The organism is Variovorax atrisoli (assembly GCF_014195185.1).
GTDB classification, from domain to species: Bacteria; Pseudomonadota; Gammaproteobacteria; order Burkholderiales; family Burkholderiaceae_C; genus Variovorax; species Variovorax atrisoli.
In genome coordinates this window covers 84,688-98,915 of the sequence record NZ_JACIBG010000005.1, presented here as the reverse complement: position 1 = coordinate 98,915, position 14,228 = coordinate 84,688, and the positions used below count along the sequence as shown (strand labels likewise).

The window sequence follows — 14,228 nt, the reverse complement described above, 5'->3', positions numbered from 1 at the left end:
TCTTCTAGAGGCCGAGTGCGGCGAGGACGCCGGGGCTTGCCTGTACCGCCGCGCGGCGGTGGTAGAAATCGAGCGCACGCAGCCCGCCCAGCTCGGCGCCGCCGCCTGCGCGGCCGGGGCCGCCGTGCAGCGAGATCGGCATCACGTTGCCGTGGCCGGTGTGGGCCTGCGCCACCTCGGGCGTGATGACGTGCACGCGGCCGTGGCTCGGCGCGACGGCCAGCGCGGCCTGCGCCAGCGCCGCATCGTCGCTGCCATAGATGGAGGTGACGAGCGAGCCCTGGCCGCGATGCGCGAGCGCGATGCCGTGCGCGAGGTCGCGGTAGGGCAGCAGCGTGGCGACGGGTCCGAACACTTCCACGTCGTGCACCAGCTGCGCCGCGTCGGCATCGCGTGCGCCCAGCAGCACGGGGCCGATGCAGGCGGCGACGGCCGGGTCGGCGTCGACCAGAGGCTTGTTGCGGCCGTCGTGCAGCACGGTGGTCTGCGTGGCCAGTGTGTCGAGGCCTTCGCGCACCGCGTCCAGCTGGGCGCGGCTCACGAGCGAGCCCATCCGCACGCTCTCGTTGCGCGGATTGCCGACCGTGGTGCCCGCGAGCTTTGCGCCGATGGCCTCGGCCACTGCGTCGTACGACTCCGCCGGCACCAGGATGCGGCGGATGGCTGTGCACTTCTGGCCCGACTTCACCGTCATCTCGCGCACCACTTCGCGCACGAGCAGGTTGAAGGCGTCGCTGCCGGCAGCGGCCCCGGGCAGCAGCAGGGCGCTGTTGAGGCTGTCGGCCTCGATGTTCACGCGCACCGAGCGCTGCGCCACCGCCGGGTGCGAGCGGATCACCGCGGCGGTCTCGGCCGAGCCGGTGAAGGAAGCCACGTCGAAGGGCTGCAGCGCATCCATCAAACCGGCCGAGCTGCCGCAGACGATGGAAAGCGCGCCGGCTGGCAGCACGCCCGCATCGACCACGTCCTTCACCATGCGCTGCGTGAGCCAGGCGGTGGCGGTGGCCGGCTTCACGATCACCGGCACGCCCGACAGCAGCGCGGGCGCGGCCTTCTCCCACAGGCCCCACGAGGGGAAGTTGAAGGCGTTGATGAAGAGCGCCACACCCTGCGTCGGCACCTGCAGGTGCTGCGACTGGAACACCGGCTCCTTGCCGAGCTTGACCGCATCGCCGTCGCGCAGCGCGCGCACGTCGCCGAGCGCATCGCCCCACTTCGCGTACTGGCCCAGCGTGAAGATCGCGCCGTCGATGTCCACGGCCGAGTCGTTCTTCACCGTGCCCGAGTTGGCGGTGGCGATCTCGTAGTAGGCCTCGCGGTTGGCCTGCAGCACCTTCACGATGGCCGCGAGCAATGCGGCCCGCTGGCGGTAGGTGAGGGCGCGCAACGCATTGCCGCCCTGCTCGCGTGCAAAGGCGAATGCGGCGGGCAGGTCGAGGCCGGTGGCATCGACGCGCGCGAGCTTGGTGCCCAGCACCGGGTCGAACAGCGGCGTGCCGGCGCCCGATCCGCTTTGCCAGCGGCCGGCGACGTAGTTGGAAAGAAGCTCCGTCATTGGGTGAACTTGATCTGCCCCTCGGGCAGTAGATAAAGGACGAGCGCGCGGCCGCTGGCCACGGTCGGGCGGTGCGCGGTGCCGGGCCCGTAGACGCACCAGCCCGCGGGCCGTCCGTCGAAGGTGGCCGGGTGGTCGTCGAGCGGCATGATCAGGTCGATCTCGCCGTTGGGATGCGTGTGGTGAGGACCGGCGATGTCCTGCATGTCGACCACGTCGACCGAGAAGCGGTGCAGGGCGTCTTCGGCCTTGAAGACTCGGCCGTACCTGATGCCGCCGCCCTCGCGCTCGCAGAGCCAGCCTTCGGCGACGCCGCCGATGCAGGCCTGGCGCAGCTGCTCGAAGCTGGCGCTGCCGGCGCCGTGGTGGGCGTTGAGCCACCGGTCGAGCTCGCCGTCGAGCGGCTTGCCGGCGATCTGGGCGGTCAGGCCGGCGATCAGCTGGTGGAATGCTTCCTTGCCGATGGCGGGAGTGCTGCTGGTGTCGGACATCGTGGGGCCTCGAACTTTGGAACTACCTTGCAGGATCACTGCGCGTGCAGTATCTTGCGTGTGGCCGAACGATAAGCAGCGAGACAAAGGGTGTCAAGCAATATAGTGCATCTATGGTGTTTACCCTGAGCGAGCACAATCCCGGCGAAGAACGAGGAATTGCATGAACGAGCACGTAGACGCGGCGCTGGCCGCCGCGGCTGAAGGCGGCGACAGCGCGCCGGGCCAGGCCGTCGCCGGGGAGGCGAAGAATCCGCTGCTGTCGGCGCTGGGCGACCGCGTGCGCAACCTGCGCGCGCAGCGCGGCCTCACCCGCAAGGCGGTGGCCATCGCGGCCGACGTGTCTGAGCGCCACTTGGCCAATCTCGAATACGGCATCGGCAACGCGTCGATCCTGGTGCTGCAGCAGGTGGCCGGCGCGCTGCACTGCTCGCTGGCCGAACTGGTGGGCGACGTCACGACCAGTTCGCCCGAGTGGCTGCTGATCCGCGAGCTGCTCGAGAACCGCAGCGAGGCCGACCTGCGCCGCGTGCGCGTGGCGATCGGCGAGCTGCTGGGCACCGCCTCGGTCGATCCGGCGCGGCACCGCCGCATCGCGCTCGTGGGCCTGCGCGGGGCGGGCAAGTCCACGCTGGGCCAGATGCTGGCGGAAGACCTGGAGATTCCCTTCATCGAGCTCAGCCGCGAGATCGAGAAGCTCGCCGGCTGCAGCGTGCGCGAGATCCATGACCTGTACGGCACCAACGCCTACCGCCGCTACGAGCGCCGGGCGCTGGAAGAGGCGGTGCAGATCTACAGCGAGGTGGTGATCGCCACGCCCGGTGGCATCGTCTCCGACCCGGCCACCTTCAACGAGCTGCTCGCGCACTGCACCACCGTGTGGCTCCAGGCCGCGCCCGAGGAGCACATGGGCCGCGTGGCCGCGCAGGGCGACACCCGCCCGATGGCCGCCAGCAAGGAAGCGATGGAGGACCTGCGCCGCATCCTCAATGGCCGCGCCGCCTTCTATTCGAAGGCCGACCTGTCGGTGGACACCAGCGGCAAGACGCTGCCGCAGAGCTTCCAGGCCCTGCGCGCGGCCGTGCGTCAGTCCATGGGACTGGTCTAGTCGCCCTCGGGGCTTCCAAAATCTGAAAAAAAGTGCAGCAGGCATTGACTTGCCTGTGCGCATGCAGCATGATGCATGTCATCGGAACAAGAAAGTGCATTATTTTTCCTGTTCCCGGTTTCCGAATACTGCCCCACAGCTGCCCCCACAGGAGACTTCCGCATGACCGACACCACCACGCCCCAGGCGCCCCAGCGCGTCGACTACCGCACCGATCCGAGCCAGTACCGCCACTGGTCGCTGAGCTTCGACGGCGCCATCGCGCGCCTCGTGCTCGACATCGCGGAAGACGGCGGCATCCGCCCCGGCTACAAGCTCAAGCTCAACAGCTACGACCTGGGCGTGGACGTGGAACTCAACGACGCGCTCAACCGCGTGCGCTTCGAGCACCCCGAGGTGCGCAGCGTGATCGTCACCAGCGGCAAGGACCGCATCTTCTGCTCGGGCGCCAACATCTTCATGCTCGGCGTCTCCAGCCACGCATGGAAGGTGAACTTCTGCAAGTTCACCAACGAGACGCGCAACGGCATCGAAGACTCCTCGAAGCACTCGGGCCTGAAGTTCCTCGCGGCCGTCAACGGCGCCTGCGCGGGCGGCGGCTACGAGCTGGCGCTGGCCTGCGACGAGATCCTGCTGGTGGACGACCGCTCTTCCGCCGTGTCGCTGCCCGAAGTGCCGCTCCTGGGCGTGCTGCCCGGCACCGGCGGCCTGACCCGCGTGACCGACAAGCGCCACGTGCGCCATGACCTCGCCGACATCTTCTGCACCAGCGTCGAAGGCGTGCGCGGCCAGCGCGCGGTCGAGTGGCGCCTGGTCGACGCGGTCGCCAAGCCTGCGCAGTTCGCCGCCGCCGTGCAGGAACGCGCCTCGCAGCTGGCCGCCGGCAGCGACCGCCCCGCGAATGCCAAGGGCGTGGCGCTCACGCGCATCGAGCGCACCGACAGCGCCGACGGCATCTCGTACGCGAACGTCAATGTGCAGATCGATCGCAGCAAGCGCACCGCCACCATCACCGTGAAGGCGCCCACCGGCGCGCAGCCCTCGGACATCGCCGCCATCGAGGCGGCCGGCGCCGCGTGGTGGCCGCTCGCGATGTGCCGTGAGCTCGACGACGCCATCCTGAACCTGCGCACCAACGAGCTCGACATCGGCACCTGGCTGCTCAAGACGGAAGGCGATGCCGCCGCCGTGCTCGCGTCGGACGCGGTGATGCTCGCCAACAAGGACCACTGGCTGGTGCGCGAGACCATCGGCGCGCTGCGCCGCACGCTGGGCCGCCTGGATGTTTCCTCGCGCAGCCTGTTCGCGCTGATCGAAGCCGGTTCGTGCTTCGCCGGCACGCTGGCCGAGCTGGCCTTCGCGGCCGACCGCGCCTACATGCTCGCGCTGCCCGACGATGCCGAACGCGCGCCGAAGCTCACGCTCGACGAATTCAACTTCGGCTTCTTCCCGATGGTGAACGACCAGAGCCGCCTGCAGCGCCGCTTCTATGAGGAAGCCGCGCCGCTGGAAGCAGCGCGTGCCGCCGCGGGCAAGCCGCTCGACGCCGACGAGGCCCTGAAGCTGGGCCTTGTGACCGCCGCCCCCGACGACATCGACTGGGACGACGAGATCCGCATCGCCATCGAGGAACGCGCCGCGATGTCGCCCGACTCGCTCACCGGCCTTGAAGCCAACCTGCGCTTCGCGAGCAAGGAGAACATGGTCACCCGTATCTTCGGCCGCCTCTCGGCCTGGCAGAACTGGATCTTCAACCGCCCCAACGCCGTCGGCGAGAAGGGTGCGCTGAAGGTCTACGGCACCGGGCAGAAGGCCGGCTTCGACCTGAATCGGGTATGACCCCCAGGCTTCGCGCACTCCGTGTCGCTTCGCCAACCCTTCCAGGGGGCAACGCTAGCGGCCCGGCAAAGCCGGTTCCGCAGCGTTTCTTGAACAGACATCTCTCCAGCAACCACTCGATAAAGGTTTCGCCATGAGCACGATCAACTACAGCGAGAAGATCCCCAACAACGTCAACCTCGGCGAAGACCGCACGCTGCAGCGCGCGCTCGAAGGCTGGCAGCCGAACTTCATCAACTGGTGGGACGACGTGGGCCCCGAGGGCTCCACCAACCACGAGGTCTACCTGCGCACGGCCGTGAGCGTCGATCCGCAGGGCTGGGCCCAGTTCGGCCACGTGAAGATGCGCGACTACCGCTGGGGCATCTTCCTGAACCCCGGCGACTCCAACCGCGAGATCCACTTCGGCGACCACAAGGGCGAGAAGGCGTGGCAGGATGTGCCCGGCGAGCACCGCGCCAACCTGCGCCGCATCATCGTCACGCAGGGCGACACCGAGCCCGCGTCGGTGGAGCAGCAGCGCCACCTGGGCCTGACCGCGCCCAGCATGTACGACCTGCGCAACCTGTTCCAGATCAACGTGGAAGAGGGCCGCCACTTGTGGGCCATGGTCTACCTGCTGCACAAGCACTTCGGCCGCGACGGCCGCGAAGAGGCCGAGGCCCTGCTGCAGCGCACCTCGGGCGACGAGAACAACCCGCGCATCCTGGGCGCCTTCAACGAGCGCACGCCCGACTGGCTCGCGTTCTTCATGTTCACGTACTTCACCGACCGCGACGGCAAGTTCCAGCTGTCGGCGCTGGCCGAGAGCGCCTTCGACCCGCTGGCGCGCACCACGAAGTTCATGCTGACCGAGGAAGCGCATCACATGTTCGTGGGCGAGAGCGGCGTGTCGCGCGTCATCGCGCGCACCGCGCAGGTCATGAACGAGCTCAAGACCGACGACCCGCAGAAGGTGCGTGCCGCCGGCGCCATCGACCTGGGGACCATCCAGCGCTACCTGAACTTCCACTACAGCGTGACCATCGACCTGTTCGGCGCCGACCAGTCGAGCAACGCCGCCACCTTCTACAGTTCGGGCCTGAAGGGCCGCTACGAAGAGGGCAAGCGCACCGACGACCACGTGCTCAAGGGCCAGACCTACAAGGTGCTCGAGGTGCAGAACGGCCAGCTCGTCGAGAAGGACGTGCCGATGCTCAACGCGCTCAACGAAGTGCTGCGCGACGACTTCATCAAGGACTCGGTGGCCGGCGTGGGCCGCTGGAACAAGGTGCTGGAGAAGGCTGGCATCCCGACGCGCCTGGTGGTGCCGCACAAGGCGTTCAACCGCCAGATCGGCGCGCTCGCCGGCATCAAGATGTCGCCGGAAGGCCGCGTGGTGAACGACATGGAATGGGCCGCCAAGCGCGACGAGTGGTTGCCCAGTGCCGAAGACTTCGCTTTCGTGGCATCGTTGATGGGCCGCGTGGTGGAACCGGGCAAGTTCGCCGGCTGGATCTCGCCGCCGGTGATGGGCATCAACCGCCAGCCGGTGGATTTCGAGTACGTCCGCTTCGGCTGATTGGTATCTGGTATCGCTCCTTCCTCCTGTGGGGGAAGGCGGGGATGGGGGCAAGCAGCGCGACCACGACAAGCGCCGCGTGCCCCCACCCAACTCTCCCCCGGAGGGGGAGGGCTCTAGGAGAACAACATGGACATGGCCGTCGAAGCCGGAGTCATCAAGCAGCACCTGATCGACCCCGAGATCTGCATCCGCTGCAACACCTGCGAGGCCACCTGCCCCGTCAACGCGATCACGCACGACGACAACAACTACGTCGTGCGTGCCGACGTCTGCAACGGCTGCATGGCCTGCATCTCGCCGTGCCCCACGGGCTCGATCGACAACTGGCGCACCATGCCGCTGGTACGCGCGTATTCCATCGAGGAGCAGTTCACGTGGGAATCGCTGCCCGCAGAGCTCTCGCCGGAGGAGCTCGAAGCGGCCGGCGTCGCGGCGGGTGCCGAAGCTGCCGTGCCCGCCCAGACGCAGGCGCAGGCCCAGGCCGCGGTCGAAACGATAGAGCCGGCCTTCAATTCCGCGCAGTACGGCGCCACCGTGCCGCCCTGGTCGGCCGCGCATGCCTACACCAACCTCTTTCCGCCGAAGACGCCGACCACCGCCACCGTGGTGGGCAACTTCAACTGCACCGAGGCCGGCTTCGACAGCGAGACGCACCACATCGTGCTCGACTTCGGCGTGGTGCCTTTCCCGGTGCTCGAGGGCCAGTCGATCGGCATCGTGCCGCCAGGCACCGACGCCACGGGCAAGCGCCACCATGCACGCCAGTACTCGGTGGCCAGCCCGCGCAACGGCGAGCGGCCCGGCTACAACAACGTCTCGCTCACCGTGAAGCGCGTCACCGAAGACCACGACGGCACGCCCGTGCGCGGCGTGTGCTCGAACTACGTGTGCGACCTGAAGGTGGGCGACACGGTGCAGGTGGTGGGGCCCTTCGGCTCCTCGTTCCTGATGCCGAACCATCCCAAGTCGCACATCGTGATGATCTGCACCGGTACCGGCAGCGCGCCCATGCGCGCCATGACCGAGTGGCGGCGCCGGCTGCGCAAGAGCGGCAAGTTCGAGGGCGGCAAGCTGCTGCTGTTCTTCGGCGCGCGCACGCAGCAGGAGCTGCCGTACTTCGGTCCGCTGCAGTCGCTGCCCAAGGACTTCATCGACATCAACCTCGCGTTCTCGCGCACGCCCGGGCAACCCAAGCGCTACGTGCAGGACCTGATGCGCGAGCGCGCCGCCGACCTGGCCGCGCTGCTGAAGGACGGCGCCACCCACTTCTACGTGTGCGGCCTCAAGAGCATGGAAGAAGGCGTGGTGCTCGCACTGCGCGACGTGGCGAAGGACGCCGGGCTCGACTGGGACACGGTGGGCGCCGCGCTGAAGCGCGAAGGCCGCCTGCACCTCGAGACCTACTGAGCCGCGGCGAATGGAGTTCGCCGACTTCCACGCGGGCCAGGTCATCGAGGCCGGGCCCTATGTGCTCTCCGAGGCCGAACTCCTGCAGTTCGCGCAGGCCTACGATCCGCAGTGGTTCCATGTCGATGCGCAAGCCGCCGCGGAAAGCCCCTTCGGCGGGCTCATCGCGAGCGGGTGGCATACCTGCTCCATCGCCATGAAGCTGGTGGTGGAGGCTGCGCTCGCCGGTTCGGAATCCTTCGCGTCGCCGGGCCTGGAGCATGTGCGCTGGCCCAACCCGGTACGCCCCGGCGACGCATTGCGGCTGGTGGCCGACGTGATCGAGGTGCGCCGCTCCGAGAAGCGGCCGACGCTCGGCATCCTGCGCTGGCGCTGGCGGCTCTTCAACCAGCGCGAACTGATGGTGCTCGACGCCGAGGTCACGAGCCTGTTCAAGCTCCAGCCTGCCTGCTGATCGAGGCGACGTGAAAAAGGCCCGCGGCGCTCCGGCACCGCGGGCCTTTCTCATCGGGCTGAAGTCGCGGTTACTTCTTGATGTCGACCGCGCCCGAGCCCTGTGCCCGGCCCTGGGCCTTGGCGCCCACGGCAGGCGCCTTCACCGCGCCGCCGGCCGATCCGACCGCACCGGTCGCGCCCTGGAGCGTGCCGCCCACCGTGTTGGTCACGCCGCCCACGGCATTCGTCGCTCCGCCGACGGCACCGGTGGCGCCGCCCAGCACGCCGCCGACCGTATTTCCGACGGCACCTGTGGCGCCGCTCGCCGCGCCGCCGGCATTCGTGTTCGCGCTGGCCCCGGCATTGGCGCCGGTTGCCGCACCCGCACCGCCGCGTGTGCCTGCGGTGGAGCCCGAGGCATTCACGTCGGCATTGACCCCGACGCCGACCCCGACGCCTTGCGCCTGGGCGACGCCGCCGACGGCCAGCAGGCCTGCGAGCAGGGTGCCGAGGACGATGCGCTTGTGTTGATGCTGTTGCTTCATGGGTGACTGTTCCTTTCGTTGCATGGTCACGTTTCACGGACCGACCGGGTTCGATCGATCCGGGTGCAACCATCGCCGCGCCGGGATCTGTCGCCATGTGCGCGAGGTTCGCCTGCGCGCGTGGGAACCGGCCGTCGGCGGAAATGGGGGGTCGTGCGTTAGGGCGCCAGGCCAACGTTCCGTCCATCAAGGCAGAAGATGAGTGCGGAAGAAGGCCGTTGTCTTCTTGTTCACGTCTTGCAACACATTCGGGCGGTCAAAGCCCGGCGGGTCATCGAGCATGTCGCCGATGAGGCCTGACAGCCCTGGCGGGGGCGGCGACAGCAGAGCACCGTGGCCGCCGGTAGGCATTTCGGCGATCAGCTCACAGCGTGGCAGACAGGCCGCGAGCACGCGGTCGCTGTGGAAGCGCGGAATCAGCCAGCGGTCTTGCCGGGCGGTGATGAGGCCCAGCGGCACGCGCGGATCGGCCAGCGAGCCCATGTCGAAATCGGCCGACGAGGGCACACCTGCCACGATGGCCGCGATGCGCGGGTCGGTGTGCTCGCGCGCCACGGCGTCGTCGCCGAAGCGGCGGCGGATCACGAAAAGCGCTGCCCATTTCTTGATGTCGTCCAGCGGGCTGCCGGTCAGCCGCGTGACGAGGCCGACGCAGGACTGGAAGTCGTCCACCAGGTTTGCCTCGCAGTGCCGGGCGAACGCGGCCGGAGACCAGCGCCCGCCCGCGAGGCTCAGTGCGGTGTGCCCGCCCGCCGACATGCCGTACATGCCGACCTTGTCCAGCCGCAGCAGCGGCGCGAAGCGCGGGTCGCGAACCACCGCGTCGATGGCACGCGACACCTCGGCCGGCCGCATGGTCCAGCTGTCGGGCCCGGGATCGCTGTCGTCCTTGTAGTTGTCGGCCTTGTGTTCCGGCATGGCGACGACGAAGCCAGCCTCGACCAGGCTGCGCGCGATGTCGGCGTGCACCCACGGCGCGCCGCCCGAGCCGTGCGAGATGACCACCAGCCGGCCGTTGCCGGGCACTGGTGTGCCCTCAGCCGCCACTTCGAGCGTGAACCGGGCGCGGCGGGTCGGCTGGGCAGCATCGGACGATGGGTAGAACACCGTGACCGGGCCGTCCCCGGGGGCGGCGGGAAGCTCCGCCAGACCCATCGAGGCCTGTGCCCAGCTGCAGAAAAACGCGAGAAACAGGAAGAAGAAAGAAGAAGAGCGTCGCATCGTTGGTTCCTTGCCTTTGGAGCCCGCACGATGCCGGGGTGCTGCCGCCCGGTCTTGCCGAAAGCCGCAAGCGCCGGTTTTCGGCCAGAGATTTCAGGATTCGGCCAGCTTCTTCCTGCGGAACTCGGTGGGAGTCAGGCCCGTGGCGGCCTTGAAGGCGCGGTTGAAGGGACCGATCGACTGGAAGCCCGCAGTCAGTGCAATAGTCAGCACCGGCAACTCGCGTTTGGAGGAATCGGCCAGCGCCGCCGTGGCCTCGGCCAGCCGGAAGCCGTTGACGAAGGCGTTGAAATTGCGGTGGCCCAGCCGCTGGTTGATGAGGCGCCGCAGGCGGTACTCGGGCACCGAAAGTCGGGCGGCGAGGGTGGCGATGCTGAGGTCTTCGCTGCGGTAGGCGTGCTCGACCGCCATGGCGTGCTGCAGGGATGCGGCGAGGCGGTCTTCGGCGGGGTCGGAGGCTGGCTCGGTAGCGGGCCCCGGCTCGGCGGGTCGGGGATCGGCGGACTCTTCGGCGGACTGGGCCGGCGCGCCCGGCATCACCGGCGGAATCACGGCCGGTGCCTGTGCCGCCGGGAAGAACTCCGACCTTGCCAGCCGCACCATCTGCCATGTCACCACCGCCACGATCAGCAGCAGCATCGCTGCGTCGGCCGTGGCGGAAGGGCCCGACAGCTGTCCGCGCGGGGAGGCCAGCCGCACCACCAGCATCCCGATGCTGTAGCCGACGCCTGTCACCACGATGAACACGCGCAGCCGGCGCCGGCCTTCCACCAGATCGGCCCGCCACTGCGAAGCCGCGGCCATCGCCGCAAGCACCGCGAACACCAGCGGCACGGCGCGCTGGATACCCACGGTGATCGGCGCGACCACCGAGGCGCTGCCCGCGACCATCGCGCAGTTGAACGCCGCCAGTACCGCCACTGCCAGCCATGAAGCGATGTGAAGCGGCCGCAGCGCGAAGTCGTCGTCGAAGAGTGCTCGCACGAACACCCAGAACAGCACCGCGTTGCCGACCGAGATCGCGACGAAGGGCGATTGCCACGCCCGAGGCACCGTCGCTTCGAACAGCGGCGTGGAGCCGATCACCTGGATGCACAGGCCGAGGGCGAGCAGCAGACCCGCCCGCGCCGCCGGCAGGCGAGGACGGTCGCGGCCGAGGACCAGCACGAGCACGAGCAACAGGGCAAGCAGCATGCCGCGCAGCGCGGCGTCGAGCAGGGTGGTCGGGGCGGGTGTCATGGTCGGGCCCGATTCTCACCCCGGCTCCGCGGCCGCCGATGGGCGAGCGATTGCACAAGACCCTGCACCGTGCCATGTCGAACACATGCAACTCATAATGTTGCATGAAACGCGACAGCAAGCTTTCCGCCGTCCTCCACGTGCTGCTGCACATGGCCGAGATGAAGGCGCCCGTCACCTCCGAGTCGCTCGCGGTGGCGATGCAGACCAATCCGGTGGTCGTGCGCCGACTCATGGCCGGCCTCCGGCAGGCGGGGTTCGTGAGTTCGGCCAAGGGGCATGGCGGCGGCTGGGTGCTGTCTTGCACCTTGTCGGCAGTGACGCTGGGCGACATCCACAACGCGGTGGGCGCGCCCGCGCTGCTGGCCTTGGGCAACCGCACCGAGAGCCCCGGCTGCATCGTCGAGCAGGCGGTGAACGCGGCGCTCGACGGCGTGTGCGACGAGGCTGAGGCGCTGCTGCTCAGGCGCTTCAACAGCATCACGCTGGCCGATCTCTCCAGGGACTTTCATCGCCGCATGACAGGCGGCGGCTTCACATCGAAGGACATCGAACATGCGCCATGACGCTCTGATCGTGGGCGGCAGCTTTGCCGGCCTTTCCGCTGCCATGCAGCTTGCCCGGGCGAGACGCAAGGTCTGCGTCGTCGACACCGGAGCGCCGCGCAACCGCTTCGCCGCCGCGTCGCACGGCTTCTTCGGACAGGACGGCGTGCCGCCGTTGAAGATGATCGGGGACGCGCGCGAGAAGCTGCTCGCGTACCCGACAGTCGAATTCGTCGAGGCCGCGGTCGTCGATGCGGGCGCTGACGAGGCAGGTGGTTTCACTGTGTCGCTGAGCAGCGGCGAGCACCGTTCGGCCGACAGGCTGCTGCTGTCCCACGGCGTGCAGGACGGCCTGCCGGAGATTCCGGGCCTGGGCGAACGCTGGGGTGCGAGCGTGCTGCACTGTCCTTATTGCCACGGCTACGAGTTCGGCGGGCGCCGGCTGGGCGTGCTCTATCACCACGGCGTGCAGCCGCAGGACCATGCGCTCCTGATCGCCGAATGGGGCCCGACCACGCTCTTCCTCAACGGCGGCGAAGGGCCGGATGCCGAGGCGCGCGCGAGGCTGCAGGCGCGCGGCGTCGCCATCGAGCCCGGCCGCGTCGCCGGCCTGGAAGGCGATGCGGCCGACCTCGCCGGGGTGCGCATCGACGACGGCAGGCTGGTGCCCATCGACGCGCTCTACGTGACGCCGCGCACACGTCCCGCCAGCCCTCTGGCCGAACGGCTGGGCTGCGCCTTCGACGACGGCCCGCTGGGCAAGGTTCTGCGCGTCGATGCGATGAAGATGACGACCGTGCCCGGCGTCTATGGCGCGGGCGATCTCGCGATGATGTTCTCCAACGCCACGCTGGCGTCCGCGGACGGGCTGATGGCCGGCGTGTCGATGCACCGCTCGATGGTGTTCGACGCCTGATGACCTCTTGCCCCGGCTCTCCGCGCCCTCGCCAGGAAGAAAAATGAACTTTTTTCAGGGATTCGGAAAAATCCGCCCGATTCCACCCTATAATCTGAGGCTAACGCGGGAATAGCTCAGTTGGTAGAGCGCAACCTTGCCAAGGTTGAGGTCGAGAGTTCGAGACTCTTTTCCCGCTCCAAATCGCAGAAAAAGGCCACCTCATCGGTGGCCTTTTTCATTTGTGCTCCAACTCAGCGGTCCGAGTGCTTCAGCAGGTAGCTGTTCGAGATTGCCTTGAACGACAGCCTGCCGTCCAGCCGCTTGAACACGAGTCCTTCGCGAGAAGTCTCCCGATTCAGCGACGGCCCCTCGGCATACGCCAGCACCTCGGCGATCGATCCGCCGAAGCGGTCGAGCGCGGTCACTTCGAGCAAAGGCACGGTGCGCACGGTGGCTCCCAGCGCGCGCAGCGAGTCGACGACGGCGCCGCGCTCCTCCATTCCGCAATAGCCGCCGCGATCGATGTCGAACACATCGAAGACGTGGAATTGCTGGCCGCGCAGCTTCTCCGGGTTGCCCTGGATGCCTTCGCCGATGATTTCCCCCTGGAGCGCCACGTTGCGGCCCAGTGCCGCGAGAGCTTCCAGCAGGCGATCTTCCCGGGCCACGCGCCAAAGGCTGTTGCCCGGGCTTTCACGCAGCTGCCAGTTGCGCCCGCAGACGCCGACGGCTCCCGCGTTGTGGAAGGCGGTCATGCTCGATCCGTCGAGTTTGACCGTGACTTCGAACGCGTGTCCGTCGTTCCCCGCCAGAACCTCCGGGAGGTTCTGGATGCGCTCCTGGTCGGTCTTGGCAATGAACGAAGGGAATGCACCCTCCACCTCGCCCGACAGGCAGGCCGGAACCACCGGCTCCCACTTGTCGATGCCGAGCAGCTGCGCCCAGTCACGCTGGCGCAGCGCCGGATCAGCCAGCGCGAGCGCGTCGATTTCCGAGAACTGCAACAGTGGCAGGATCAGCCCCTGCGAAATCTGGCCGCGCAGCTTCATCGTGCGAAGCCGCACGCCGCGCTGTTCGTTCCAGGTGATCGCGGCCTTCTCCAGGAAGGTAAAGCGCGGATCGTCAAGCGGCAGGAATGAATCGATCTCGAAGAAGACGCAGCGGTCGCCGACGGCGAACTCGCCCTTCTTGATCACGACGGTCCAGCCTTCGACGATGGCGCATTCGATGGCATCCGCTCCCGGGATGGGGCGGATCGCATCGACAGTGCGGACGGTGACCAGTTTGCGCATGGTTGTTTTCTCCCTGTGGTTGATGATGGTGACGCAAAAAGAAAAGAGGCCCGGAACCATTCGGTGTCCGGGCCTCCTTGAAAAGAGTG

At 68.2% G+C, this 14,228-nt stretch carries 13 protein-coding genes and 1 tRNA gene; 8 read left to right on the top strand and 6 right to left on the bottom strand.

The features are described from left to right. Positions 1-4: 4 nt before the first annotated feature. Together FHY06_RS18260 and FHY06_RS18255 are read right to left on the bottom strand one after the other, a co-directional pair. The gene (locus FHY06_RS18260; RefSeq protein WP_184605966.1) at positions 5-1,555 is read right to left on the bottom strand and encodes a 3,4-dehydroadipyl-CoA semialdehyde dehydrogenase; all 1,551 of its coding nucleotides are present in this window, start codon (positions 1,553-1,555) and stop codon (positions 5-7) included. Beyond that, positions 1,552-2,046: a 4-hydroxylaminobenzoate lyase gene (locus FHY06_RS18255; RefSeq protein ID WP_184605965.1), complete on the bottom strand. Its 495-nt coding sequence runs from the start codon at positions 2,044-2,046 to the stop codon at positions 1,552-1,554. The genes FHY06_RS18260 and FHY06_RS18255 overlap by 4 nt, the downstream gene beginning before the upstream one ends. Positions 2,047-2,209: 163 nt before the next feature. Between FHY06_RS18255 and FHY06_RS18250 the strand changes: the two genes are divergently transcribed. From FHY06_RS18250 to FHY06_RS18230, 5 genes are all read left to right on the top strand, one after another. Then, on the top strand, positions 2,210-3,154 hold the full coding sequence (locus FHY06_RS18250) for a helix-turn-helix transcriptional regulator (RefSeq protein ID WP_145759423.1): 945 nt from the start codon (positions 2,210-2,212) through the stop codon (positions 3,152-3,154). A 162-nt stretch (positions 3,155-3,316) separates the two neighbouring features. Then, positions 3,317-4,993: a 2,3-epoxybenzoyl-CoA dihydrolase gene (gene boxC, locus FHY06_RS18245; protein WP_019653551.1), complete on the top strand. Its 1,677-nt coding sequence runs from the start codon at positions 3,317-3,319 to the stop codon at positions 4,991-4,993. A 133-nt stretch (positions 4,994-5,126) separates the two neighbouring features. Beyond that, a complete protein-coding gene (gene boxB, locus FHY06_RS18240) occupies positions 5,127-6,554 on the top strand; it encodes a benzoyl-CoA 2,3-epoxidase subunit BoxB (protein WP_019653550.1) in 1,428 nt (475 codons plus the stop codon). Between the two features lie 129 nt (positions 6,555-6,683). Beyond that, the gene (gene boxA, locus FHY06_RS18235) at positions 6,684-7,964 is read left to right on the top strand and encodes a benzoyl-CoA 2,3-epoxidase subunit BoxA (protein ID WP_184605964.1); all 1,281 of its coding nucleotides are present in this window, start codon (positions 6,684-6,686) and stop codon (positions 7,962-7,964) included. Positions 7,965-7,974: 10 nt separating this feature from the next. Further along, complete coding sequence (locus FHY06_RS18230; RefSeq protein WP_184605963.1) at positions 7,975-8,418, top strand: MaoC family dehydratase; 444 nt, start codon at positions 7,975-7,977, stop codon at positions 8,416-8,418. A gap of 70 nt (positions 8,419-8,488) precedes the next feature. Here the strand turns inward: FHY06_RS18230 and FHY06_RS18225 are convergent, their stop codons facing one another. The 3 genes from FHY06_RS18225 to FHY06_RS18215 form a co-directional block, all read right to left on the bottom strand. Further along, a complete protein-coding gene (locus FHY06_RS18225) occupies positions 8,489-8,944 on the bottom strand; it encodes an adhesin (protein WP_126183520.1) in 456 nt (151 codons plus the stop codon). A 186-nt stretch (positions 8,945-9,130) separates the two neighbouring features. Next, positions 9,131-10,165 (bottom strand): alpha/beta hydrolase family protein, encoded by a 1,035-nt coding sequence (locus FHY06_RS18220; protein WP_184605962.1) that lies wholly within the window; start codon positions 10,163-10,165, stop codon positions 9,131-9,133. Positions 10,166-10,258: 93 nt separating this feature from the next. Continuing rightward, positions 10,259-11,404, bottom strand: a complete 1,146-nt coding sequence (locus FHY06_RS18215; RefSeq protein WP_184605961.1) for an AraC family transcriptional regulator — start codon at positions 11,402-11,404, stop codon at positions 10,259-10,261. Between the two features lie 104 nt (positions 11,405-11,508). On the opposite strand from FHY06_RS18215, the gene FHY06_RS18210 reads away from it, so the two are divergent. From FHY06_RS18210 to FHY06_RS18200, 3 genes are all read left to right on the top strand, one after another. Then, positions 11,509-11,970 carry an RrF2 family transcriptional regulator gene (locus FHY06_RS18210; RefSeq protein WP_019653544.1) on the top strand — a complete coding sequence of 154 codons (462 nt, stop codon included), beginning with the start codon at positions 11,509-11,511 and terminating at the stop codon, positions 11,968-11,970. Then, positions 11,960-12,865, top strand: coding sequence for an NAD(P)/FAD-dependent oxidoreductase (locus FHY06_RS18205; protein WP_019653543.1), 906 nt, complete (start codon positions 11,960-11,962; stop codon positions 12,863-12,865). The genes FHY06_RS18210 and FHY06_RS18205 overlap by 11 nt, the downstream gene beginning before the upstream one ends. Positions 12,866-12,970: 105 nt before the next feature. Then, positions 12,971-13,046 (top strand) — tRNA-Gly (locus FHY06_RS18200). Between the two features lie 52 nt (positions 13,047-13,098). Here FHY06_RS18200 and FHY06_RS18195 read toward each other — a convergent pair. Then, positions 13,099-14,139: an RNA ligase (ATP) gene (locus tag FHY06_RS18195; protein WP_019653542.1), complete on the bottom strand. Its 1,041-nt coding sequence runs from the start codon at positions 14,137-14,139 to the stop codon at positions 13,099-13,101. Positions 14,140-14,228 lie beyond the last annotated feature (89 nt).